Here is a 23,239-nt window from a genome sequence, read left to right as displayed (position 1 = left end):
ATTTTTTATTAAGAAATCCATAAGAAAGGAGGATATAATAAAATATGGATAGAAATAATCCTTACTTATTAATAGGAATATTAATACTTCTAGCATTAGCTTCTGGAGTTATGTGCAGTCAACATGCATCATCTACAGACATAACCACGGCACAATTAATGAATAAAAATGGTTCAACTGTAGTTAACGGAGATCAGGTTATTAATGTTGCTGAAATGCAGAAAGTGCCTATATTTTCAGCACCACAAAATCTAATCAGGCCTCTGTTAAGTGGAGATGTAATGACAGTATATACTGCTTTAACCACAGGGACAATACCTAAGGATGTCATAAACAACAGCAAATTCATGACTAACGACGGTAAAATCTCCAATGATTTAAAAGGTCCTGGTTACATAGTAACTGATAAAAATGGTAAAATCTCAATTAAACAAGCAGATAGCATTGTATGGGGTTACAAATTACCATATACTTATGCGGTTAAGGAAGGAGATTCAATTAAAGTTATCGAAAATAATAAGACCGTTAAAACTTTAAAGGAATCAGAAATTAGTAATGACACAGTACCTACAGACTTTGTAAGTGCAGCCAGCCTTAAGGAATGGTTTGAAACTGCAAAAGATGGCAGCAACATAACATTGGATTACTATTTAGGTGGATTTAATGATAACCGTACTGGAATTTACGGCAAGGAAAAAATCATACATGCCTTTGGTGAAGAACCGTATAATTATATGAGAAACTACACACCAGGTGCACCCGTAATGGTTTATGACCATAATGCTTCCAAAGTAAATGTAAGTAGTGCCGTTAGTGTCGTTGAATATCTTCCAGAGTATCCTACAGAGATTCGTGCTCAAAATGCAAAAGAATTTGCTAATGGATGGAATAATACAATTATACCACCACATGAATCTGCTCACGGTAAAGAAAATGTGACGTTTACATCCATTGCCGAAGCGGAAGCTGCATCCGGAAGTGCTACTCATGGAGTATGTCCACCGGGCAGATCACTAAGAGATGCAATCCTATCCTTAGGATACCCATTACCAGTAGGTATGTCCGGAGCGGAAGAATCAATTCTCTATGAATATCGTCCAACCATCGATGTTCTTGTATCAAACGAGGGAGATTATCCAATTCAAATAGTCATGTGGACAGAGGGTGAAAGTGGAGACACGCACATCTATACCACAATCTATGAATTAAGAGATAACAGCACATACCCTGATACATCCAATTCAACGGAGGAGGAATAACTTCCTATTAAAAAAAAATAATTCACCCCCCAAAACCATTTTTCTTTTTTTAGATAAAAATATTTAAATCAATTATATTAACATAGAATTACTTAAGAAGTGATAATATGGATGCAATAATTACGGCTGCCGGAAAAAATTCCAGAATGATTAATGACTTTAAAAGAATGGATAAAACGCCTGTTCATAAATTAAAGCTAAAAATAGAGGATAAAGAAATATTAATTCATACCATAGATCATATACTGGAATCTGATATTGAGAACATTACCATAGTACTTGGAAACTTTAGGGATGAAATCTATGGTTTGCTGGAAGATTATGGATTAACAAAGAAGATTTCTGTTAAATATAACAAAGATAATGATGTGGGATTATCCCAAACAATTACCACTGCTTTAGAGGGTTGTAAAAACAGTTATTATCTTTTTGCCGCTGCAGATCAACCAACGGTTACTGCAAATACAATTAATAACATGATTGAAAAACTGGAAAGCTCGCCAAATCCAGACAATACAATCAGTATACTGGCTAGACGAAAAACAGGGTGGCTTGATAGTGCAGAAGGATTAGGTATGCCGTTTTGCTGTTATGGAGACTTATTATACGGATATCTTAAAGATGAAAATGATAATCTCAACCCTATTCTACGTAAAATGATTAAGGATAACGTTGAATTTTATGGAGTTAAAGCTGAAAATGATCTTGAACTTCTAAATATTAACTGTTATAGCGAATATTTAAAGATAAAGGAAGAAATTGAAGAAACATGAGTTTTTAGATGAATATAATTGAATAAAAAAAGAGGTATGTTAAAAAAGTAGAAAAAAGAAATTATTTATCTTGTAACATATCTACCGCATCGGCATATGTTAATCCGATAACCATTTCTTCATCCTTTATATCTGAAAATTTACGGGAACCGGTACACCCTAAAGTCATGTTTGATTGACCGGACACATAAGGTGATGATACTGCATCCGCACATAACGATGCAGTTCCATTGAAGTTTGCTTCAAATCGTTTTTTAAATGTTGCCTTGTATAATTTTGCTATTTTAAGAGCCTGTACTGGTGTTGCATAAATTATTATTACATCCGGTTCAAATGTGGCATCTTTTAAAGGTGCATAACCCAATGCTTGTTTTATAGGTGGTATCTGTGGAAATGCATCAACCTGTTTGTCTGTAAAACCTAATGCCAATGCACCGTTTGGACAGTTCATCTCATTGGCCGTTGCATAGAATGATTTTCCCTCTGTTGATGATTCGAATGTCAATTGACAATGCCTTGCCTGACCGTCATATTTTGTTAGTTCTGCCTCTGCACAGGCTGCGTCATCATATACCTTTATTGCAACGGGTTCTTTTTCCATTCCTACTTGTTCATTGAGTTTTTGTGATAATTCATTATTATCCATTAGTATTACTCCCTAAATAATTTCTGTTTACATTCTATCATATATTATTAATAATTAATATCTTTTATTATGAAATGAGAATATAACAATGTTAATTTAACATTATTTGAAAAAAAGACTCAAACAACAGGGATATTGAATATATGAAAAGAGATAATGATTATTGATTAATTAAAAAGTTCAAGCCAAAAAAATAGAATATGTAAAAAAAGGTTAATAAAAGAATGATTAATGTATAGCATCGGTTAATTCCTTTATTTTTTTGTAGGTGTCCTCTGTTTCTTCAACAACTGTACCGGTTATTATGATATCTGCACCTGCATCACGTACTTCACGAGCGTCTTCTGCAGTTCTGATACCCCCACCAACTATAACCATCAGGTTGGTTAATTTTTTAACCTTCATGATAAAATCTAGAGGTATATGAGAGTCTGCACCAGAACCCGCTTCAAGATAAATTATACGCATTCCAAAAAATTCAGCGGCCAATGAATATGCGACGGCCAAATCCGATTTGTTACGTGGCACTGGCTTTGCATCTCCAACCCAACCAACGGTACCTCCCGGTTCCACTATCAAATATCCCATAGGAATAGTTTCCAATCCCATCTTCTTAATGGATGGTGCTGCCAGTGCTTGAGCACCGGTTATCCAGTAGGGATTTGTTGAATTTAATAAACTCATGAATAGTACTGCGTCAGCATATTTGGATACACCCGTTACATTTCCCGGAAATAGGATGATTGGTATATCCACATTTTCTTTGAGAGCTTTTGCCGTTAGGTTAAGTACTTCTTGATCGGTAATGGAACCTCCAAGCATTATTGCATCAGAACCCGCTTTTTGAGCATCAACAGCCATTTGTACTGCTTCTTGTGGTGATTGTTCATCTGGATCGATTAAGGTCATGTGTATTTTATGATTTTCCAATGTATCATTTAAATATTTCTCGACATTCATAATTACCTGCTCACTAATAATGATTGAATTTAATTATATTATATTTCTAATTTTCAAGATATTAATAGATTAAGGAAATAGTTAAAAAGGAGTCTAAATCAAAATAAGAAAATATGTAAACAATTCAAAAAAAAATTATAAAAAAAGTTATGAAAAAAAGGGATAAGATTATCCTCTTGGTTCTTTTGCTTTGTATCTTAAACCTTTGTATCCGCATTTTCTGCAGGTTTTTGCAGAAGCTGGGTTTCTTGCGTTACATTTTAAACAGATTTTAATATTGAACATTCTGTTTTCTGCTTCTTCAAATTTTGCCATATCATTCTCCTCCTAAAAATTCATTCTGTACTTTAACAATTTCAGTACTGTTTTCTGCCTCACTATAGGCTTCTAATAAATGCTCATTAAGTTTTATGAAATGTGGTCCCCATTTGAATTGATTCATTAAATCACGAGCCTCATCCTTATATCCTACAATGTATAATGTAGCACTTAAAGCTTCAGCTGTAGACAATATACAGGGTTTTCCATAATTAACTGGATTTGCTGCTACTAAAAAAGGAAGCAATCTATGATTTTTTTTAGATTTAAAATTGAAAGATGATTTTTTTAATTTCTTCCAAGAACAATCCAAAGCAGACAATCCATACTTTGTAATTCTATCCTTATCCTCCAAAGACACTGCTTTCTCCGCTTCTGCATCTAAAACTATAGCATTATAAGGTATTTTACGCATATTGTGTGTTATTTCAACCTTATTCTGTTTTTCAAGTTTTACTGATGTGCATTTTTTCGGATCACATTCTCTTGAGTGATAAATTACAATTTTCATCTTATTAAACCAATAATTTATTATGAGTAATTATTCTGTGAAATTTTTCCTAGAATAATATGTATTATTAGAATAGTATATATTATCTATATACTTCAAATAATAAAAAGATTACTATTGTCATGACATGAAAATATCATTGAAAACACAAACTAAAAAAATCAACAACAGAGTATCAAAATAGAAAAATACCTACCCAATAGATAGATATAAATACAAACAAATAAAAAAAAGTATATCAACATCATAATAAAATTAAAATTTCTTAAGGATGTAAAGATGAATCTGAACATATACACAACCATAGGTCAGATAGTAGTTATCTTCCTCGTAATATTGGTCATACTCTGTATCATAACAGTAATCCTTGGTTTATACCTTTTGAAGAAAGATAAGCTAGTATTTCCGAAACTATTGTTATTTACATTAAATTTGACTTACCCTATCCTCAAAAATATTTCTAGATTTTTACAACTGGATGATCTTATGATTGATAGGATTAGCATTGACTTAAGAAATAGAATCAACAAGTTGAAATTTGAAAAAACCGACGCAAAAGATGTTATAATTGTCCTGCCTCACTGTCTTCGTGACACAAGTTGTCCTGCAAAGTTAGGTAAATCAGGACTGGAATGCGTCAAATGTGGAAAATGTTCCATCGGTAAGATAAAAAATATCAGCGATAAAAAGAGTATCGATTTATACATCGTTCCGGGCTCATCGTTTATCAAAAACATAGTAAAACAAAGAAAATTCAAGGCGGTTATAGGAGTTGCTTGTCCAGTGGATTTGAATCTGGCAATGACATCGTTACATGATTTTACACCACAAGGAGTTTATCTGCTTACAGATGGATGTATAAACACCACGGTCAATGTAGATGAAGTCATTGAGTTAATAAACAAAACACTTCCCACCACCGATTACCGCATCGATGAACCTGAAGATAACCCCGATTAAATTCGTTTTGGTGTTATCATCCCTATTTTTTTAGCCCTTTGGATATATCGTTGTTTATTCAATAATCTCTCTTTTTTGTGTACGGCAGTGTTGGAGAAGAAATACATTTTTGTACGTTCTGATTTGTCCGCTATACGGTCATTTACAAATATAGTTTTTAGTGCATCTATTTTTCCATCATTCAATAAATCATCATAGCTAGAACCTGTCACTATAAGAAAATTCACCTCTTTTAATCTATTCATAGTTGCAGGCGTATCATCATTGCTATATCTAAAACCCACAGTGAAAACTCGTGAAAAATAACCCACCAATTTTGAAGGTGCATCCATCCAAAATAATGGAAATATGAATGTCAATATGTCCGCATCATTGATTAATCTTTGTTGAGTCAATACATCTCCCGATAAATTCGAAGAGATAATATTTGACTCTCTTTGATATTCACTTCGAGTAATATCTGATTTGAAATGTTGCTTATACAGATCACTTATCGTATAATCAATATTCTTGGCTTTTAATCCATGGACATATGCTTTTTTAATTTCGTTTGTCATGCTATTGTTATCCGGATGACAGTAAACTATGTGAACTTTTGTATTTCGTGTCATGAAATAATATCTATCGTCGGTGATATAAGTATTGAATATTTTATCGAAAAAACAAACAAAATTATTAATGGATAAAATACAAATATTATAATACTTATATTTTTAGAGGATTTATGTATGAAAAAAATTGCAGTTGCTGTTAAGGATACAGGTAAAAAAGTGGAACATTTTGGGATATGCGAATATTTCCTTGTTTATAATTATGATGAGGACAACCATAGCATAGAATATGACAATATTATCTTCTCATCCAAAAACCATAAACAGGATAGTGAAGAGTGGGAAAAATCCGCCGATTCAATAAAAAACTGTGATATTGTCATATGTGAAAAAATTGGACCGATTGCAAAAGCAGAAGTTGAAATGATGGACATAAAAGTTATTGAAGAAGAGGGGGCTGTTGAAGACATCCTCGACAAGTTCATTCTAGTTGAAAAAAACAAGGATAACATCCTTTAGAAAAAGAAACATTCTTTTTTTCAAAATCAATTTGACATATTTGATTTAAAAAAAAATCTACCCCCCTTAATTTATTATTAATTTGTTACATAACGAAGCTCTTTATTTATCGGCAAAATCTCCAGCAAAACACTTGAGTTAATTTTGATGGACAGAAATTAAAATGAAATTTAACAAATTATAGTTAAATATTATTTATATATAAAATAGAAATAAAATAACATAATCATATTATTAAAGAGATATTTAATTAACGGATATGATAAAGAACCTTGAAGATTATACTTCAAAAAGGGAGAGTTGTTAAATGCAAGTAGATAAAAATTTAGAAAAACTATATGAAGCTATGTATGGTCAAGAATTCAACAGAACACTACTTACCGGTTCCATGAAAAAAGGATTTTCTACTTTTTCAATACACAACATTGATGAATTAAAAGCGGCTATCAACAAAACTAACTTAGAAGATGAGATATACATAAGCTTTTATGATTACAATACAGATGAAGATGTTACCCGATGGATGAAAACGGATTTAAATAAGTTTATAAGTACATCCGTAAAAAATTCGCTTGTAATCAGATTTAGAAAAAATTCCGAAATACTTAAGGAAGAAGTTAGAGACCTTACTGATATTCAAAAATTCATGTTCATCAGGAGAACAATTAACCTTGGATTCAATGAAGAGATTGTAGAAGAATGTAAAAAAACATACGATTATCTTGAAGATAAATTAAATGTTAAAGGATACAGTGTGTTTAATGGGATTAATGAATGTTCATTATACCTATTCTTTGATGAAGAAGAATTTGAAAATCCTACAGAAACATTATATTACTTCTACACATTCCTGGAAAAGACTTTGAATCTTAAGACAATCACTTATGCAGAAATTGAACCATTCTCACAGATTATCACATTACTCGGAAGTCAAAATAAAGATTCAAAATTATACGTCAAATCCTATGACATAAACTCAGAATATAAAGAAATAATCCAAAACAGTACAGATAAAAATACGAATTACATATTACCTGATAAAACCCAGGATGTGACAAAGCTAAACAAATTACTTGAAACCATAGATGCTGGAATCACTAAAACAAAAGCTCAAGGAAAAAGTCTCCTTGAAATAGATATTGACAATATTTAAATTGAAATATCTATACTCTCCAACTTTTTCAAACTAATTTTCAATAAATTCCAATCCACACAATAATAAAACAACACATTTATATTATACTTAAAATATAATATAATAATAGAATATAGACTAGGCTTATAATAATTTATAATAGCTGAAATATTATTGTAGAGGAATATGACAAAAGTCATGAGTATCTAAATTCCCTATAAAAGACGAGTGTCTTATTTATTATAAACCTGACGGATCTTTTCAACCTTAATAGACTTGAAATAATTTTTAACTATAAAAACTAATAGTAAATTAAAAAGCATAAGATAGATAGAATCTTATTTTTACTAAAACATTTTAAAACGTGACAAATTGTTACAAAACATATGAAAACAGCATGGACTAGACAGTATGCTGTAAAAAATTTTGCATAAAACTAATAAAATAAATTAATTAAAACAATAGGAGAGTATGATATAATGGCAAAAGCAAGAAGACGAGTACGTGACACATGGAAAGAAAAAGTATGGTATGAAGTATTAGCACCTGAAGAATTCAAGGAAGCAAGTCTTGGAACAAGTCCTGCAAAAGAACCGGATATGTTAGTAGGTCGTAAAATAGAAACATCAATGCGTGAAATTACAGGTGACTTCAGCAGACAATACGTTAAACTATTCTTTGAAGTCGACCATGTAAGTGGAGAAGTAGCCCACACAGTATTTAAAGGACACAAAGTAACAACAGATTACGTACGTAGTATGATCAGACGCGGAACCAGTCGTATAGACACAATAACTGATGCAACTACAAAAGACGGCAAAAAACTCAATGTACACATGTTAGCAATTACTGTAAAAAGAGCAAAAGCTTCACAACAAAGATACATCAGAGAAACCATGCAAAACATGATTTTAGAAAGTGCTGCAGAAAAAACTCTTGATGAACTGGTAAACGAAATCATCACAGGTAAATTCGCTTCCAACATCTACCATGAAGCTAAGAAAATTTACCCACTCAAAAAAGTGGAAACAATCAAAACAAAAGTATTATAAATTTAGTATAATACTACGATATAATGCGAAATATCAAATATATCCTAACCCCCTTAAATTATTTTTTATTTTTTTAGAAATATTTTTTACATAAAATGTTATTAAAATATATAATTAATAAAACACAAAATATTATAATATGATACAATTAATATTCCTTATAATTTGTGTAATACTTGGAATCATAGTATACTATAGTGGTGCACTTGATTTACTGGGCTCATCTTTTGTTACAATTATTGGAATATTTATTATTATAACCAGAGGTATTAACTGGTTAGCAATACTATTACTATTTCTACTGTTAGGTACTGTATTTACCAAATTTAAGTCAGACTATAAAAAACGCATAGGCTTAACCCATGAAAAACGTACCATAAAAAATGTTATTTCCAATGGAATTGTGCCAGTAGTAATGGCAATACTCGGAAATTATGGTGGATTTATTGGATCAATAGCCACGGCAACTGCAGATACCATGGCAAGTGAAATAGGAGTATTAAGTAAACCCATATTAATTACAAGCCAAGAAAAAGTAAAACCTGGAACAGATGGAGGAATATCCGTTCTTGGAACTGTAGCAGGATTGATTGGAGCTTTAATAATAGGAGTTTCAGCGTTTATTGTAAATGTATCCCCAGACGTTACCCACAGTATCGCAATAGCATTATTTGCCGGTATGATCGGATGCTTTGCAGATAGTCTTTTAGGAGCAACACTAGAACGTAATGGACTTTTCAACAATGAACACGTTAATTTAACTGCCACAATAATTGGAGCATTAGTTGGTATCATCTTAACAACAATTGGAGTATAAAAAAAATGAAAGGAATTATATTTGTAATAGATGGGATGGGAGATCGTCCTGTTAAAGAATTAGGAAACAAAACACCATTAGAAAGTGCAAGAACCATATATATGGACAAAATGGTTGAAGAAGGAATAACCGGAATTATGGACACCATAAGACCTGGAGTAAGGCCGGGAAGTGATACGGCACACCTTACACTTCTCGGGTACAACCCATACGAAGTATACACAGGACGTGGCCCATTCGAAGCCGCCGGAATACATGTAGATGTAGAACCTGGAGACATTGCATTCAGATGCAACTTTGCAACAGCAGAAGATGATTTGACAGTAACAGACCGTCGTGCAGGTAGAATAAGTAGCGGTACGGATAAAATAGCCGAAACAATCAATGAAATGAAACTTGACGACAATGTGGAAATCATATTCAAAGAATCAGATGCACACAGAGCAGTACTTGTTTTAAGAGGAGAAGGATTATCAGATAAAATCACTGATGCAGATCCAAAACATGAAGGCAACAAACCAAAATGCGTTAAAGCAACAGATGACTCAGAAGAGGCAAAATATACTGCGGAATTAGTAAACAAATTCGTAACAAAATCATACGAAATGCTTAAAGAACACCCTGTGAACCTTGAAAGAATAAAAGAAGGTAAAAATCCTGCAAATATTGTTCTTCCAAGAGGTGGAGGAGAAGTACCATGTGTAGAAGCATTTGAAGATAAATACGGCCTAAAAGGAGTATGTGTAGCAGAAACCGGTATTATAAAAGGTATAGCAAAAATTGCAGGAATGGACATAGTAGACATTCCTGGAGCCACAGGTGGAATCAACACAGACCTTGAAAGCGTACGTGACTACATAGTCAAATATGCTAAAGATGACAACTATGACTTCATGCTGGTAAATGTGGATGGAGCAGACGAATGCGGACACGATGGTGCAGCATTTGATAAAAGAGACTTTATAGAAAAAGTAGACGCACTCATAATGAAAGAATTATATGAAATAGATGACATAGTTCTCTTTGTAACAGCAGACCACTCTACCCCTGTAGGTGTAATGGATCATTCAGGAGATCCAGTACCTGTATTCATCAAAGCAGACGGCCTACGTGTAGACGACATTACAGAGTACGGTGAAAGAGCTGCCGCAAAAGGTGGACTTTGCCGTATAAGAGGTACTGATGTAATGTACATCATCAGAGACCTAATGAATGTAATCAGCAAGTTTGGAGCATAAAATTGGAAAAAATCTTTTAATACTTAACCTCCCATCAATTATTTTTTTAAAGTTATATCATGACAAGCAGCAAATGATGAATATAATTAGAATCATCCATTAAAAAAAGGAGTTTGAATAGATGACAAAAGATATACCAAGATTATTTGGAACATCAGGAATACGTGGAAAATACCAAGAAGAAGTTACACCCGAATTAGCATTGGATGTGGCTAGAGCATTAGCCCAATACATCGGAGGAGAAGGTAAAAAGGTAGTCATAGGAAGGGATACCCGAACTACCGGCAAAATAATGGAAAATATCATGTCCGCAGGATTACAGGAGTCAGGCTGTGATGTTCTGCTATTGGGAGTAGTGCCAACCCCTGTTGTTGGATACGCCACCCTCAAAAAACAGGCAGATGCGGGCATAATGATAACCGCTTCCCATAATCCTTCACCTTACACGGGAATAAAACTATGGAACAATGACGGACTGGCATATAAACAGGAACAGGAAAGACAAATCGAAAAAATGGTCTATGAAAAAGACTTCCATAAGGCAGGATGGGACAGATTAGGTAAAGAATATGACATAACACCATTCAAGGACGAATACGTGAAGGATATTGTAAAAATATCAGAAATTGATCCGTCAAAACCACTTAAGGTAATTGTTGACTGTGCAAGTGGAGCAGGCTCATACTTATCACCTGAAGCATTACGTAAGGCAGGTATGAATGTTATCACCATGAACGCACAGCCGGACGGATTCTTCCCAGGACGTAACCCCGAACCTAACAGTGCCAACTTACAGGAACTTATGAAGGCTGTTAAGGCATTGAAGGCAGATGTGGGACTTGCACATGATGGTGATGCCGACAGGATGATAGCAGTAGATGAAAAAGGTAACATATCCGACTTTGATAAACTACTTACCATCATGGCCCTGGAATTTGGTGGAACCGTAGTTACAACCGTAGATGCATCCGCATGTCTTGACACTGCAATGGAAAAGATAGGCGGAAATGTACTTAGAACACCCGTCGGAGATGTCCATGTAGCAGAAACCATGATAAAAAACAATGCAACATTCGGCGGTGAACCATCAGGTACATGGCTTCATCCGGACTTCTGTATGTGTCCTGACGGGTTATTATCAGGACTTCGTATTGTAAGGGCAATACAGGTACATGGAAAACTATCAGAACAATTGGACGCCATCGAAAACTATCCGACAATACGTGAAAAAATCACATGTGATAATGACAAGAAGGAAGAAGTCATGAAAAATGTTGAACGTGACTTTAAAAATGAGTTCAATGAAAAAACAGAAGTTTTAGCTATTGACGGCGTAAGGTTAAGCTTTGAAGATAACAGTTGGGTACTTATAAGACCATCCGGTACCGAACCATACATCAGAATAACCGCCGAGGCAAGAACAGAAGAAAATCTCGATAAAATCAATGAAATATCACAAAACTTCTTGAAAAAATTGATATAATATCAATTATGCTTTAAAAACAATTATCCACAAGATTTACCTCCCCAAATACTCCTTTTTTTTATTAGATTGATTGATGCCATAGGGCAAAACAAATTAATTAAGACATTCAAAAAACTAAATATAATAAATAGATTGAAAAACATATTATATACCAATAAATTAAAAAAAATTAATAATAATTTTAGGTGAATGTTAATGAAAGCAATTATACTTACAGCAGGTGAAGGAACAAGAATGCGTCCTTTAACCACTACAAGACCGAAAACCATGCTTATTACCGGTGGAAAACCATTAATTCAATACAATATAGAATCACTGAGAGATGCTGGAATTAAAGACATAACGTTAGTTGTTGGATATAAGAAGGAAGTAATAAAAGACTACTTCGGTGATGGATCAGAATTTGGCGTGAAAATTAACTACGCCGTCCAGGATGGTCAGCTTGGAACAGCACATGCCATTGCCAGTGCGGAAAAATACATCGATGAAAGCTTTATTGTACTCAATGGAGACATAATCGTAAGTTACGATCTTATCCGAAACCTAATTGAAAAATATGCTACAAGAACAAGCAATGATGTTAAAAGTGTAATGACCCTTATTACTGTGGACAATCCATCAAACTATGGTATCGTATCCATGGAAAATGATAAGATTAAAGAGATTGTTGAAAAACCGGCAAAAGGTGAAGAACCAAGTAACCTTGCCAATGCGGGAATATACCTGTTCAGCACGGAAATATTCGATGCCATTAGAAAAACCGAACTGTCCGAACGTGGTGAATATGAAATAACCGATTCACTTGCCATTGAATTAAATGAAGGATGGGAAATACTTGGATTAATATCCAATGAACATTGGATGGACGTGGGAAGACCATGGGAATTGTTAAGTTCCAACAGTGACTTTTTAGAAAAAATGGAAGAAGACATTAAAGGTGAAATCGAAGACTACGTAACAATACACGGACCAATACATCTTGGTAAAAATAGTATAATACGCTCCGGTTGTTACATTCAGGGTCCCGTATTCATTGGAGATAACTGTGATGTGGGACCAAATACTTACATTAGACCATACACATGCCTATGCAACAATGTTAATGTGGGCAATGCCGTGGAGATTAAAAACAGCATAATCATGGACAATACAAATGTTAATCACCTGTCTTATGTAGGCGACTCAGTTATTGGTGTTGACTGTAACCTTGGAGCCGGTACAAATATAGCCAATCTACGTTTTGATGATAAAAATGTGAAAGTTATCATTAAAGGTGAAAGGGTAGACTCAGGACTTAGAAAGTTAGGAGCAATATTCGGTGATGGTGTAAAAACAGGAATTAACACCAGCGTAAATCCAGGTGTTAAAATAGGTAATGGCTCATACATTAATGCAGGATGTGTGATTTACCATGATGTTCCATGCAAATCCACAGTCACATCAACTGCAGAGGTCTCTGTTGAAAAATTTGAAAAAAAAAGATAAAAAATAGGAATAATCAAACATTCCTCTTTTATTCTTACACATAACCTCCTTTTATTTTTTTAAAGCCTACTTTTAAACTATCTGGCAGTAAAATCCATTATGCTAGTTGTTGTGTCATTTTCTGTTTTTGTTGCGATATTCCTATTTCTACAGTTTTTCAGCATCTATTGTAATGTAATGGGAATTTTTCATTTTATCTGCTCTATGAGTTTGTTTATGGTCTTGTTTTTTACTATGGCTTTTCTATCCACTTTTTTAGCATAGCTTCAAATGCCGTTTTTCATTTTTTAGGTGTTGAGATATAGATATCCTTCAGGTTATTTTCATGTTTTTTGTAGTACCTATACAAATCTTCATTGTAAAGCAGTACATTATTATGTTTTTGCAGTTGTTTGTTGATTTGCTCTATCATATTTTATATATAATTATATCCTCTTTGTTTTCAGATTATGCAAGCATCCATTTAACTCACAATATTTCCAATTCGTATATCTTCTTGTAATACTCACCACTTTTTGTTATTCCCACATACTTCAGATAGATTCTGTCATCCACCTCCACATTATCAAACAGTACCTTCAGTTCGACGCTTTCCCATACGCAATATGTCTTATCATCACTTCTTATCTTATAGAGAGTATCATCATATTTTCCTGCATTTTCATTTACTTCAACAAGTACTCCCCCTATTGATTCATTTTCCAAGGGTTTCCAAAATTCTTCCTTATTCTTCATCGTTTATCCTCCTTTCTATATTGAATATTTTCATATTATATCCATTGTTTGTTTTTTTAAGTCAATTGTAGGTTATTCGTATATAATCACCTATTTCCACTTCATCCATCAGTTCATCAAGGTGCCTGCATCCGAATACCTTTACCCTTTTTGTTTTCATTTGTCAACATCATATATATTTATTAAAAAGTTTCCCTCTGATTTGGTTAGGGACAATAATGTTCCCCATTTTATCCCCAACTTCAGGGTTCCAATTGTTTTGCTTTATCGTTTCCCTTTGGATTTCCTCAATAGCTTTTCACCTAGTATATCATTAATGTTGCCACCCCCTACTATTGAACATTACCTCCAATTATATTTAGTCAACGTTGGAAAAAAATAAAAATATTTTCCCAATAATACTATTTGTCAGATACTAGCAAGTGAGTCGGAAGTATACTAAAGGAAATAAACTTCCTTTATCATAACCGGATGATATCTGGAAAGAAAGCAAAAAATCGGGAAAAAACACCAAAAACATCATAAGAATATCCGAAAATAATAAAAAAAATTCAATAACCATTAAAATAATTAATAAAAAAACATATATAATTCATGAGAAACAAAAATGAATTATATAAATATATATTTTAATAGAATAAGACAATACTATTAAAAAAAATAAGTGTAATCAACAATTATTTTTTAAATGAAAATAAAAATCAATAGGTGATTAATATGAGCGAAACTGTAGTAATCTCCCCTACGAGTCGTCAAGAGGGACATGCAGAATTATCAATGGAAGTTGATGAGGATGGAATAGTTACAACAGGAAGATATTTCAGTATAACACCAGTACGTGGAATTGAAAAGATGGTCATAGGCAGAAGACCTGAATCAGCACCGGTAATAGTTCAGAGAATTTGTGGAGTATGTCCTGTTACGCATACACTGGCATCGGTCGAAGCCATTGATGATTCATTGAAAATAGATGTGCCTAAGGTCGGACGTATATTAAGGGAGATATGTCTTGAGGCACATATGATAAATAGTCATGCAATACATCAGTTCCTGATAGCACCAGACTTTGTTAGTCCGGACGACTATGACAGCGTAGTTAGAAATGTTTCAAAAATAAGAAAGACCGCACAATACATTGAAGACGTTGTAGGCGGAGAAGGTATCCATCCATCAGACATAAGAATAGGTGGAATGGCACACAACCTAACCAGAAACTCAATAAACAAGATAAAAACAAGAATGAAGGGAATACTACCCCTATTGGAGGAACATGTTGAACAGATAATAGGACTGGTACAGGACAAAGACTTCCCTGATAACCTTGGAGTACACACACAACCTGTATTTGCAACCAGCAACACTTATGGCTCTTCATCAAACCTATCGATGCATGAAGTGGAAGAGATAATGCCGACAAGCTGGTATGATGAAGAAAGCATAGGCCAGCGTGCATGTTCACAGATACCCCTTTACAAAGGAAACGTCGTGGAAACAGGTCCGCGTGCAAGAGCCAATAAATTCCGTAACTATAAGGAAAAAGGAGTTAAAGCACAACACATAGCACGAGCCAACGAGATGATAACATCAGCCAATAGAATCATAGAACTTATAGACAAAGTGGATCCGTCAGCCCAGACAATTGCAAAATACACGATTGAAGGTACGGACAAACTGGGAGTGGGAGTAATAGAAGGACCACGTGGAACAAATATCCATACAGTGAAAATATCCCCTGAAGGATACATAACAGACTACAGGGCAATTGTTCCGACAACATGGAACATACCTACAATGGGAATAGCAACGGAGGGCTTCCATCATGAATATGCACCGCACGTCATAAGGGCATATGATCCATGCCTATCCTGTGCTACCCATATGACCGTAAAGGATGAACAGACAAAAGAGGTATTGGAGGACAAATTTGTTCAACTATAAAAGGGATTAAAATGTCATACAATCATGAAAATCTAATAGTGGGATGTGGAAATATCCTATATGGTGATGACGGCTTTGGAGTGGAAGTAATAAAGTACATGAAGGAAAACAACATAGAATTTCCCGGTGATACCGTGCTGATTGATGGTGGAACAAGTGCTCCCCATTATATATTCACACTACCAGAACCCAAATGGAAAAACATAATCATAATAGACATAGCAGAACTGAATAAGAAAGCCGGATGCATCGAAGTACTTGAGCTTGATGAGGTTGCCGAGGATTACCGTTACATGGATGTTCATGGAATATCCGTAACATACCCCCTACACAAGCTAAAGGACAAATTAAACATCAAAATCATAGCATGCCAAAAAGAAAGCATTCCCAGCCAAATGGAGATTGGTTTGACAGACAGCGTTGAAAAAAGCATACCACTGGCAGTATCCAAGACAAGAGAAGTACTTCTTGAGTTATTAGATTTAAGTCATGAAACAAAGTAGAACATCATACATTTGAATTCAGGTTATAAAAATAGTGGAACAAAAATTATTAAAAAAAGGAATTTCATAACAAGGTGATAAGATTGTTTGAAAAACTTAAGAACATGGTAAAAGGTGATGAGAAATCACCAAATAAAAGTAGAAGCAGCCTATCCAATGGTAAAAAGTTAAAAATTGGTTATATTCATCTGTCCGGATGTACAGGAGATTTGATGTCACTTAGTGAAAACTATGATGACTTTGTAGACATTCTTCATGCAGTTGACATAGTATATGGGCAAACTTTGGTGGATAACTGGCAGATGCCCGAGATGGACATAGTACTTATAGAAGGGTCAGTATGTTTGGAAGATGAACATTCAATAAAGGAACTGAAAGAGGCAAGAGAAAAATCAAAACTGTTAGTGGCACTTGGTTCATGTGCAGCTACCGGCGGATTTACCGTCTATGCCAAAGGAGGACAGCAGGCACAACCCCAACACTCATCATTCTTGGCACTCCAACATTTGGTAAAGGTGGATATGGCCATTCCAGGATGTCCACCATCACCGGAGATAATTAAGAAGATACTGCTTGCCGCCGTCAACAACGACATGGACTACCTGGCACCATTCATGGACTTTGCAAAGAATGAGGAAGCATGCGGATGTGACTTGCAAAAGAAAATCATCAACCAGTCAATATGTATAGGATGTGGAGCATGTGCAGCTGCCTGTCCTACAAGGGCGATGACCATGAAAGAGGGAAGACCAAGCTTTAACTGTGACAGATGTGTAAAGTGTGGACTATGCTACTATCAATGTACACGTAGCTGGTGGCCGATAGATGAAATCAAAAAAGAATTAGGACTATGGGAGGAATAATCTATGATACAAGATTCTGTACTGGGACCATACCAGGAGATAATAACTGCAAAGGCATCGGATAAAAAGATTACATCCAAATCACAGGATGGTGGAATCGTATCTGCATTACTTATCTATGCCTTGGAGGAAAACATTATTGATGGAACCATAGTAGCGGTTGAATCAAATGAGGCGTTAAAGGTAGAGCCTAAAGTAGCAACTACCAAAAAGGATATTCTTAAGGCTGCAGGAACAAAATACACAATGTGTCCTAACCTGTCGCTTATAAAGGAAGCAACCAGATCATATGGACTTGAAAAGATAGCTGCTGTGGGTACACCATGCCAGGTAATGGGTCTTCGTAAGATGCAGGCATACCCTATGGGAATCAGAAATGTGAGTGATAAAATAGCATTGTCAATTGGAATATACTGTATGGAAAACTTCCCCTATGAATCTCTGCGAACATTTGTGTGTGACAAAGCCAGAACCACACCACAGAAGGTAACCAAGATGAACATTACAAAGGGAAAACTCTTCATCAAACACTCCGATAGCAAAGATGCATATCCAATTCCACTAAAAGAAACACACGGATATGAACAAACAGGATGTAACTATTGCATGGATTACGTTGCAGAGTTATCCGACTTTTCATGCGGATCGGTTGGAGCTAAACCAGGATGGTCCACAATCATAAAAAGAACCGAGAAAGGTTCCACACTGATTGATGATGCCATAAAAGAAGGTGTTCTTGAAGTAACTGAAACAAACGAGGGTAAATTTGGATTGGAAATGCTTAGAAAACTGGCTACGAACAAGAAAAAGAAAAATCAAAAACGAATAGATAAAAAAGTGGACATGGGTCTTAACATGCCATTTAGCCATTCAAGCAAAAAAGAAGACGTATTAGAAAACAGATAATACTCTTTTTTTATTTTTTTGACATTTTTAATTTTTTTTCGATTATTTGAGAGCGTGTGAAACAATTATGAGCATATAGTATACTGATTTTTTGATGCTTATTTTTTTATTTAAATTATTTGTTCTATTTTTTTTGAGTTAGAGATTGTGTGCGACAATTATATTGCCATGTGAATTGTATATCACATAACCACATATTCCAAACAGAATATAACATCAATTATGACAATATAAACATAGCGTTATTAAAATCATGCTAATAAGACCCTGAAACGGAATTGTTGCAGGTTGTCTTGACAAGGAAAGTGTCCCACAGAAAACATATCGATATATTTATATGTATTAATATAATATATTATTATTGATGATGAAAATGAACAGCAAAGAATTAAGATTAGAAACAAAATGTTATGATGCAGTAGATTATGGATATTTATATGGATTAAACCAGAAAATACCTGATGAGGATTTCGAAAAGGTAAAAAAGTACATGAAGGATTTTAGAAGAAAGGACTTCGCGGATGGAATAATCAAGGTCACCGGTAGACCTGAAGGCTATCGTTGCCTGGAAAAGGACGTGGCAAAGGTAGAGGAAATACTCGGCATAACCAATACCCTTGAAAAAAGACAAAATAAAATAAGAAAGGCCTTCGAAAATCCGGATGAAAAAAGAAAACTGAAAGATCAATCCCTTAATTGGCTCGTAACCCTATTTAAAAAGGGAGGAACAAGACCCCAGCAAAAGCTAAGTCGACTAGTCATCCATTCAACAAAGATATATGACCCTGAAGATGGATATAAAAATGGTAGAAAAGATGGTGATGGGAGTCTATTTATATACACACCTCATGGAATGTGGTACATCATCAACAATTCAAGCAAATCCAGCGATAAGTCAATAAACAATGTTGAAACTATAGATGGTGGAGCCATAGGTTACAGATTAATGTATGATGACAATATAGACACATTAATTAGAATATATTCTGAAGAAAATGAGTATAGTGGTGATAAGTTATACTAATCACCAAGAAACTTTTTTTTATGCTATGAGTGTTGGCATAAAGTCTGTTTTTTCACTCTTTTGTAATACTTTTTGATTTTTTTAGTTCTGTTAGTTTGAATTTGATGTCATCAAATTCTTGTATTATTTCTAACATGTAGTCATCTATATGGTATTTTACTAAGTTTTTGAAGTTTATTGTGTCATCTGCTTCTAATATTTTGTTGAATATTACTCTTAAGTTGTATGCTACGGCTCTTAGTGTTATTTTGTTTTCTTTGTCTTCTTGTCCTCTGCTTATTATTTGGTTAATGTGGTATTGATCTTTGAGTGTTCCGTTAGGTGATTCTGCAGTAGATCCTCTTTTTTTGTATTCTTCTTGGTATTCTTTGGTGTTCATTTTGTTTTTCATTTCCAAACTTAGGTCTGAACCTCGTTCTTGTATAACTCGGTGTGATTGGGAAGGTGAAGTGCATGGGTCTTGATATTTACAGTTTTTACATGCATTATAGTTATAATATGATTTTACTCGTATTTTTGTGTTTTTATCATCTTTAGATTCTTCATATGTGGTGGATTTATGATTTAATGTTTCTCCTGATGGACATTGAAATGTGTCTTTTTCAAAATTGTATGTGAAATTGTCTTTATGGAATAGATTGTCTGGTATTTTACCTTGATTTATTCTATTTTGTCCTTAATCTGGTATTATTCCATCATAACCTTCTTTTTCAAGATATTGAAGAGTGGATTATTGTTTATAGATTGTATCTACACTTACTTTGTGGGGTTTTGTCGGTAAATTCTCTACTGCTTTATTCATTGTTGGTGGTAATTCATGATGATCTGTGGGATGTTGTGATATGTGTACAGCACAAATTAACTTTGATTGTGTGTCTGTTACTAATTGCATGTTATATGATGGCTCTTTATGACCTTTTTTAGTCTGCATACTTCGTGAATCAATATCAAATGCACGAATCTTATTTTTTCCATTATTGTCCATAATTTCAATCATTTTCTTTAATAACTCTAGTTTACGTTCAGTAGTCATAACGGAATTATAATAGAATTTTTTTGCTAGACAACGAAGATCATCAATCGCTTAACTTGATGGTGAATCAGATTTCAAGTTTTTTATCAAAACTAACGCATCTTCATAGTAAATTACATTAAATGGGGAGTTAATTGCTTTAATTATGGTTCCATCGACACAAACAAAATCAAAATCAGTTAATCCTAAATTATATGCTAAATTTAATGTAAGAGCTAACATTTGCTTAAATAAATTACCATAATCCTGCATAAATTTACGTAAAACTCTTCCAGAAGGTTGTAAATCACCACATGCATATCTGAATTTCTGATGAAACCTAGCCATTTCAGCTAATTCATCAGTTCCATCAATATGACGTAATGCCCCGTAAATTAAAAGAGATACAAGATATTCTGGAGGATTAACAGGCCTACCCTTCTCTTTAATATCCACAACTTCATATATCTTATCTTTATTGGATAACACAAAATATGTTACCAAAAACACGATATCATCACTTGGAATCTCATCATCTAAACAACCATAATACCATTTGCTCTGTTTCAAATCCACAACTTTTACTCCCATATATAAACACCAGATTATTTTTAATTTCCTATATAAATATATATAATTACTAGTATTTAAATGTTATGCTATAATAATTATTATAATCATAAAATAAAATTAAATATAAAATATTTTAAAAAAATAAGTGATTTTATCAAAGAAAAAATTGAATTTTAAAAAAAAGTATTACTCAAAAAATAGGAAAAATCTTTTTTGCCAACACTCGGGTGTTCGCCAAAAATGATTTTTTGATTTTTTTTAAAATATATTTACATCAAGTGCTAATTGGTGTGTAACGGATATATTTTCGCAAAAATTCATTATATCTTCTTTTTGATTGTTTTTATTGTATTTTAAGTTGTATAATCTTTTTATGTTATATGCTAATGCATCTAAGTAGATTCTTTCTTCTGTTTTTGTTTTTCCTATTACAACTTCTTGTTCTATATGATAAAATTCTTTGAATGTTCCGAATGGTCCTTCAACACATGGTCTTTTACTATATTCTTCTTGATATTCTTCTTTTTCCATTTTAAAGTACATTTCTATTTGTAATCTGTTACCGTTTTCTGTGATGGTTCTGTGTGTTTGTTTTTGTGATATGCAGTCTTTTTGATATTTGCAGTTTTTGCATGCTGTGTAATTGTTGTATAATCGTTTTATTTTTGCTGGTTTTTCTGGGTCTTTGTCTGGTATTGTGTATTGATTGTAAAATGTTAAATATTGTCCTGATGGACATTTAAATACATCTTTTTCTCCGATATATTCGAAATGATCTTTATGAAATGGATTTTTGTTTAATTTTCCTATTATTTCTTTGGATTGTTTTCTTGTTGGTATTAATCCATCAATATTCTTATTTTTAAAGTAAGATAAGCTTGTGGGATTTAAATAGATTGTATCTGCGCTCATATGTTCTGGTATTTTTTCTATATTTTTTATTGCTTTATCTGCTATTGCTGGTAGTTGGTAATGGTCTGTTGGACTTTGTGTGACATTTATTGCACAAATTAATTTTGTTTCATAATCAACTGCTGATTGTATATTATAAGCTATTAAGAAGTTTCCTTTTTTTCCTTTCATTTTACGTGCTTGTTTATCGTTCATTGGTATTTTATCTTGTCCGGTGAGTGTGAATTCTGTTTCTATGTCGTATAATATTTCTAATTTTTCTTCGTTACTTAAATTTGGATTTTCATATAATTTTTTAGCAGGTTTATGAAGGTTTTCCAGTTTATTTTCATCAATTTGAACTTCTTTGTAGTATTGAAGTAATAGTTGGGTTTCTTTTTTTGAGATTGTATTGTGGTTGGAATTACATGCTTTTTTCACGGTTCCATCGATAGCAACGTGATTAAATTCTGTATATTTTTCTTCTGATGCTTTTTTCAGTGTCATTTGTAGAAATAACTCATAATATTCTCCGTATTCATCCCGATATCTTTGTATTGTTCGTTCTGAAGGAGTAATTCCATCACAAACAAACTTAAATATATCATGGTATTTTGCCATCTCTTCAATAATTTTCGCACTATCCATATGTTCTAATTTAGCCCAAACAAGTAATTTAATCATTGAACAAAGGTTATAAGAAGGTCTACCTTTATTATTTTCATTTACTTTAATGTCTAATTTTTCATAAGCATCTTCGATAAAATCAACAACAAAACGAGAAATATGATCACTTGGAACATTGTAATCATTAGTTCTAATAATTAGTTTAGCTTGTTTCTTATCCATATTTTTCATAACCATAAATAAACAATCCATTTAATTCATTTTATAATAATAATTATGTATAACCTACTATATAAACTTAACTAAATAATTAGGGATTATTAACAATAATAAGAATAAAATAAATATTTATATGAAAAATAATTAAAAGTATATCTTCACATATAGGTATAACTCTTAAAAATAAGGTAATTATAAAAATAATTGAATTTAAAAAATTTGAAGTTGTACCATTTCC

Annotated in this window: 25 protein-coding genes; 15 read left to right on the top strand and 10 right to left on the bottom strand. The window is 33.3% G+C overall.

Translation table 11 applies throughout. The features are described from left to right. Positions 1-44: 44 nt before the first annotated feature. Complete coding sequence (locus AW729_RS09325; protein ID WP_112124856.1) at positions 45-1,259, top strand: hypothetical protein; 1,215 nt, start codon at positions 45-47, stop codon at positions 1,257-1,259. Positions 1,260-1,366: 107 nt separating this feature from the next. Then, positions 1,367-2,032, top strand: coding sequence for an NTP transferase domain-containing protein (locus tag AW729_RS09320; protein ID WP_112124855.1), 666 nt, complete (start codon positions 1,367-1,369; stop codon positions 2,030-2,032). A gap of 61 nt (positions 2,033-2,093) precedes the next feature. Here AW729_RS09320 and AW729_RS09315 read toward each other — a convergent pair whose 3' ends face one another. From AW729_RS09315 to AW729_RS09300, 4 genes are all read right to left on the bottom strand, one after another. Beyond that, the gene (locus AW729_RS09315; RefSeq protein ID WP_112124854.1) at positions 2,094-2,678 is read right to left on the bottom strand and encodes a DUF169 domain-containing protein; all 585 of its coding nucleotides are present in this window, start codon (positions 2,676-2,678) and stop codon (positions 2,094-2,096) included. A gap of 228 nt (positions 2,679-2,906) precedes the next feature. Next, a complete protein-coding gene (locus AW729_RS09310) occupies positions 2,907-3,638 on the bottom strand; it encodes a geranylgeranylglyceryl/heptaprenylglyceryl phosphate synthase (RefSeq protein ID WP_112124853.1) in 732 nt (243 codons plus the stop codon). A gap of 168 nt (positions 3,639-3,806) precedes the next feature. Next, the gene (locus AW729_RS09305; RefSeq protein WP_112124852.1) at positions 3,807-3,953 is read right to left on the bottom strand and encodes a 50S ribosomal protein L40e; all 147 of its coding nucleotides are present in this window, start codon (positions 3,951-3,953) and stop codon (positions 3,807-3,809) included. Position 3,954: 1 nt separating this feature from the next. Continuing rightward, complete coding sequence (locus tag AW729_RS09300; protein ID WP_112124851.1) at positions 3,955-4,467, bottom strand: DUF367 family protein; 513 nt, start codon at positions 4,465-4,467, stop codon at positions 3,955-3,957. Between the two features lie 279 nt (positions 4,468-4,746). Here AW729_RS09300 and AW729_RS09295 point away from each other — a divergent pair, with 279 nt between their 5' ends. Next, positions 4,747-5,427 (top strand): DUF116 domain-containing protein, encoded by a 681-nt coding sequence (locus tag AW729_RS09295; RefSeq protein WP_112124850.1) that lies wholly within the window; start codon positions 4,747-4,749, stop codon positions 5,425-5,427. On the opposite strand, the gene AW729_RS09290 is transcribed toward AW729_RS09295, so the two are convergent. Next, entirely contained in the window at positions 5,424-6,038 is a 615-nt protein-coding gene (locus AW729_RS09290) for an NAD(P)H-dependent oxidoreductase (protein ID WP_112124849.1), read from the bottom strand. The two genes, AW729_RS09295 and AW729_RS09290, sit on opposite strands and share 4 nt — an antisense overlap. Before the next feature lie 117 nt (positions 6,039-6,155). On the opposite strand from AW729_RS09290, the gene AW729_RS09285 reads away from it, so the two are divergent. The 7 genes from AW729_RS09285 (at position 6,156) to glmU (ending at position 13,710) form a co-directional block, all read left to right on the top strand. Next, the gene (locus AW729_RS09285) at positions 6,156-6,497 is read left to right on the top strand and encodes a NifB/NifX family molybdenum-iron cluster-binding protein (RefSeq protein ID WP_112124848.1); all 342 of its coding nucleotides are present in this window, start codon (positions 6,156-6,158) and stop codon (positions 6,495-6,497) included. Positions 6,498-6,804: 307 nt separating this feature from the next. Then, positions 6,805-7,650 carry a hypothetical protein gene (locus AW729_RS09280; protein ID WP_112124847.1) on the top strand — a complete coding sequence of 282 codons (846 nt, stop codon included), beginning with the start codon at positions 6,805-6,807 and terminating at the stop codon, positions 7,648-7,650. Between the two features lie 461 nt (positions 7,651-8,111). After that, on the top strand, positions 8,112-8,684 hold the full coding sequence (locus tag AW729_RS09275; RefSeq protein WP_112124846.1) for a 30S ribosomal protein S3ae: 573 nt from the start codon (positions 8,112-8,114) through the stop codon (positions 8,682-8,684). 139 nt (positions 8,685-8,823) lie between these two features. Continuing rightward, a complete protein-coding gene (locus AW729_RS09270) occupies positions 8,824-9,501 on the top strand; it encodes a TIGR00297 family protein (RefSeq protein ID WP_112124845.1) in 678 nt (225 codons plus the stop codon). A gap of 5 nt (positions 9,502-9,506) precedes the next feature. Next, positions 9,507-10,739 (top strand): 2,3-bisphosphoglycerate-independent phosphoglycerate mutase, encoded by a 1,233-nt coding sequence (locus AW729_RS09265; RefSeq protein ID WP_112124844.1) that lies wholly within the window; start codon positions 9,507-9,509, stop codon positions 10,737-10,739. Positions 10,740-10,860: 121 nt separating this feature from the next. Next, the gene (glmM, locus tag AW729_RS09260) at positions 10,861-12,222 is read left to right on the top strand and encodes a phosphoglucosamine mutase (protein WP_112124843.1); all 1,362 of its coding nucleotides are present in this window, start codon (positions 10,861-10,863) and stop codon (positions 12,220-12,222) included. A 192-nt stretch (positions 12,223-12,414) separates the two neighbouring features. Further along, positions 12,415-13,710: a bifunctional sugar-1-phosphate nucleotidylyltransferase/acetyltransferase gene (gene glmU / locus AW729_RS09255; protein ID WP_394339559.1), complete on the top strand. Its 1,296-nt coding sequence runs from the start codon at positions 12,415-12,417 to the stop codon at positions 13,708-13,710. A gap of 468 nt (positions 13,711-14,178) precedes the next feature. Here the strand turns inward: glmU and AW729_RS09250 are convergent, their stop codons facing one another. Continuing rightward, on the bottom strand, positions 14,179-14,445 hold the full coding sequence (locus AW729_RS09250) for a hypothetical protein (protein WP_112124841.1): 267 nt from the start codon (positions 14,443-14,445) through the stop codon (positions 14,179-14,181). Between the two features lie 717 nt (positions 14,446-15,162). Here AW729_RS09250 and frhA point away from each other — a divergent pair. From frhA to AW729_RS09225, 5 genes are all read left to right on the top strand, one after another. Next, positions 15,163-16,383: a coenzyme F420 hydrogenase subunit alpha gene (frhA, locus tag AW729_RS09245; RefSeq protein WP_112124840.1), complete on the top strand. Its 1,221-nt coding sequence runs from the start codon at positions 15,163-15,165 to the stop codon at positions 16,381-16,383. Between the two features lie 11 nt (positions 16,384-16,394). Then, entirely contained in the window at positions 16,395-16,886 is a 492-nt protein-coding gene (gene frhD / locus AW729_RS09240) for a coenzyme F420-reducing hydrogenase, FrhD protein (RefSeq protein WP_112124839.1), read from the top strand. 104 nt (positions 16,887-16,990) lie between these two features. Continuing rightward, a complete protein-coding gene (frhG, locus tag AW729_RS09235; RefSeq protein WP_112125279.1) occupies positions 16,991-17,749 on the top strand; it encodes a coenzyme F420 hydrogenase subunit gamma in 759 nt (252 codons plus the stop codon). A 3-nt stretch (positions 17,750-17,752) separates the two neighbouring features. Further along, entirely contained in the window at positions 17,753-18,655 is a 903-nt protein-coding gene (gene frhB, locus AW729_RS09230; protein ID WP_112124838.1) for a coenzyme F420 hydrogenase subunit beta, read from the top strand. 373 nt (positions 18,656-19,028) lie between these two features. Next, positions 19,029-19,679 (top strand): hypothetical protein, encoded by a 651-nt coding sequence (locus AW729_RS09225; RefSeq protein WP_112124837.1) that lies wholly within the window; start codon positions 19,029-19,031, stop codon positions 19,677-19,679. Positions 19,680-19,731: 52 nt separating this feature from the next. Here the strand turns inward: AW729_RS09225 and AW729_RS09220 are convergent, their stop codons facing one another. The 4 genes from AW729_RS09220 to AW729_RS09205 form a co-directional block, all read right to left on the bottom strand. Further along, on the bottom strand, positions 19,732-20,328 hold the full coding sequence (locus AW729_RS09220; RefSeq protein ID WP_236951280.1) for a transposase: 597 nt from the start codon (positions 20,326-20,328) through the stop codon (positions 19,732-19,734). A gap of 81 nt (positions 20,329-20,409) precedes the next feature. Further along, positions 20,410-20,676, bottom strand: a complete 267-nt coding sequence (locus AW729_RS09215; RefSeq protein ID WP_162685884.1) for a transposase — start codon at positions 20,674-20,676, stop codon at positions 20,410-20,412. An 87-nt stretch (positions 20,677-20,763) separates the two neighbouring features. Continuing rightward, positions 20,764-21,282, bottom strand: coding sequence for a transposase (locus tag AW729_RS09210; protein ID WP_112124834.1), 519 nt, complete (start codon positions 21,280-21,282; stop codon positions 20,764-20,766). A gap of 240 nt (positions 21,283-21,522) precedes the next feature. Then, a complete protein-coding gene (locus tag AW729_RS09205; protein WP_112124833.1) occupies positions 21,523-23,019 on the bottom strand; it encodes a transposase in 1,497 nt (498 codons plus the stop codon). Between the last annotated feature and the right edge of the window lie 220 nt (positions 23,020-23,239).

The organism is Methanosphaera sp. BMS, from assembly GCF_003268005.1.
In the GTDB taxonomy this organism is placed as follows: Archaea; Methanobacteriota; Methanobacteria; order Methanobacteriales; family Methanobacteriaceae; genus Methanosphaera.
The sequence above is the reverse complement of the archived record's forward strand: the minus strand, read 5'-3'. Positions and strand labels throughout refer to the sequence as shown.

What these genes read in the sequence shown, in the direction of transcription:
- frhG (WP_112125279.1), top strand. Translation starts at nt 16,991, where the DNA reads ATGGTAAAAGGTGATGAGAAATCACCAAATAAAAGTAGAAGCAGCCTA.
- AW729_RS09275 (WP_112124846.1), top strand. Translation starts at nt 8,112, where the DNA reads ATGGCAAAAGCAAGAAGACGAGTACGTGACACATGGAAAGAAAAAGTA.
- AW729_RS09205 (WP_112124833.1), bottom strand. Translation starts at nt 23,019, where the DNA reads ATGGTTATGAAAAATATGGATAAGAAACAAGCTAAACTAATTATTAGA.
- AW729_RS09325 (WP_112124856.1), top strand. Translation starts at nt 45, where the DNA reads ATGGATAGAAATAATCCTTACTTATTAATAGGAATATTAATACTTCTA.
- AW729_RS09225 (WP_112124837.1), top strand. Translation starts at nt 19,029, where the DNA reads ATGAACAGCAAAGAATTAAGATTAGAAACAAAATGTTATGATGCAGTA.
- AW729_RS09265 (WP_112124844.1), top strand. Translation starts at nt 9,507, where the DNA reads ATGAAAGGAATTATATTTGTAATAGATGGGATGGGAGATCGTCCTGTT.
- AW729_RS09280 (WP_112124847.1), top strand. Translation starts at nt 6,805, where the DNA reads ATGCAAGTAGATAAAAATTTAGAAAAACTATATGAAGCTATGTATGGT.
- frhB (WP_112124838.1), top strand. Translation starts at nt 17,753, where the DNA reads ATGATACAAGATTCTGTACTGGGACCATACCAGGAGATAATAACTGCA.
- AW729_RS09215 (WP_162685884.1), bottom strand. Translation starts at nt 20,676, where the DNA reads ATGATTGAAATTATGGACAATAATGGAAAAAATAAGATTCGTGCATTT.
- AW729_RS09210 (WP_112124834.1), bottom strand. Translation starts at nt 21,282, where the DNA reads ATGGGAGTAAAAGTTGTGGATTTGAAACAGAGCAAATGGTATTATGGT.
- AW729_RS09295 (WP_112124850.1), top strand. Translation starts at nt 4,747, where the DNA reads ATGAATCTGAACATATACACAACCATAGGTCAGATAGTAGTTATCTTC.
- glmM (WP_112124843.1), top strand. Translation starts at nt 10,861, where the DNA reads ATGACAAAAGATATACCAAGATTATTTGGAACATCAGGAATACGTGGA.
- frhA (WP_112124840.1), top strand. Translation starts at nt 15,163, where the DNA reads ATGAGCGAAACTGTAGTAATCTCCCCTACGAGTCGTCAAGAGGGACAT.
- AW729_RS09320 (WP_112124855.1), top strand. Translation starts at nt 1,367, where the DNA reads ATGGATGCAATAATTACGGCTGCCGGAAAAAATTCCAGAATGATTAAT.
- glmU (WP_394339559.1), top strand. Translation starts at nt 12,415, where the DNA reads ATGTTAATGAAAGCAATTATACTTACAGCAGGTGAAGGAACAAGAATG.
- AW729_RS09300 (WP_112124851.1), bottom strand. Translation starts at nt 4,467, where the DNA reads ATGAAAATTGTAATTTATCACTCAAGAGAATGTGATCCGAAAAAATGC.
- AW729_RS09290 (WP_112124849.1), bottom strand. Translation starts at nt 6,038, where the DNA reads ATGACACGAAATACAAAAGTTCACATAGTTTACTGTCATCCGGATAAC.
- AW729_RS09310 (WP_112124853.1), bottom strand. Translation starts at nt 3,638, where the DNA reads ATGAATGTCGAGAAATATTTAAATGATACATTGGAAAATCATAAAATA.
- AW729_RS09285 (WP_112124848.1), top strand. Translation starts at nt 6,156, where the DNA reads ATGAAAAAAATTGCAGTTGCTGTTAAGGATACAGGTAAAAAAGTGGAA.
- AW729_RS09315 (WP_112124854.1), bottom strand. Translation starts at nt 2,678, where the DNA reads ATGGATAATAATGAATTATCACAAAAACTCAATGAACAAGTAGGAATG.
- AW729_RS09250 (WP_112124841.1), bottom strand. Translation starts at nt 14,445, where the DNA reads ATGAAGAATAAGGAAGAATTTTGGAAACCCTTGGAAAATGAATCAATA.
- AW729_RS09270 (WP_112124845.1), top strand. Translation starts at nt 8,824, where the DNA reads ATGATACAATTAATATTCCTTATAATTTGTGTAATACTTGGAATCATA.
- frhD (WP_112124839.1), top strand. Translation starts at nt 16,395, where the DNA reads ATGTCATACAATCATGAAAATCTAATAGTGGGATGTGGAAATATCCTA.
- AW729_RS09305 (WP_112124852.1), bottom strand. Translation starts at nt 3,953, where the DNA reads ATGGCAAAATTTGAAGAAGCAGAAAACAGAATGTTCAATATTAAAATC.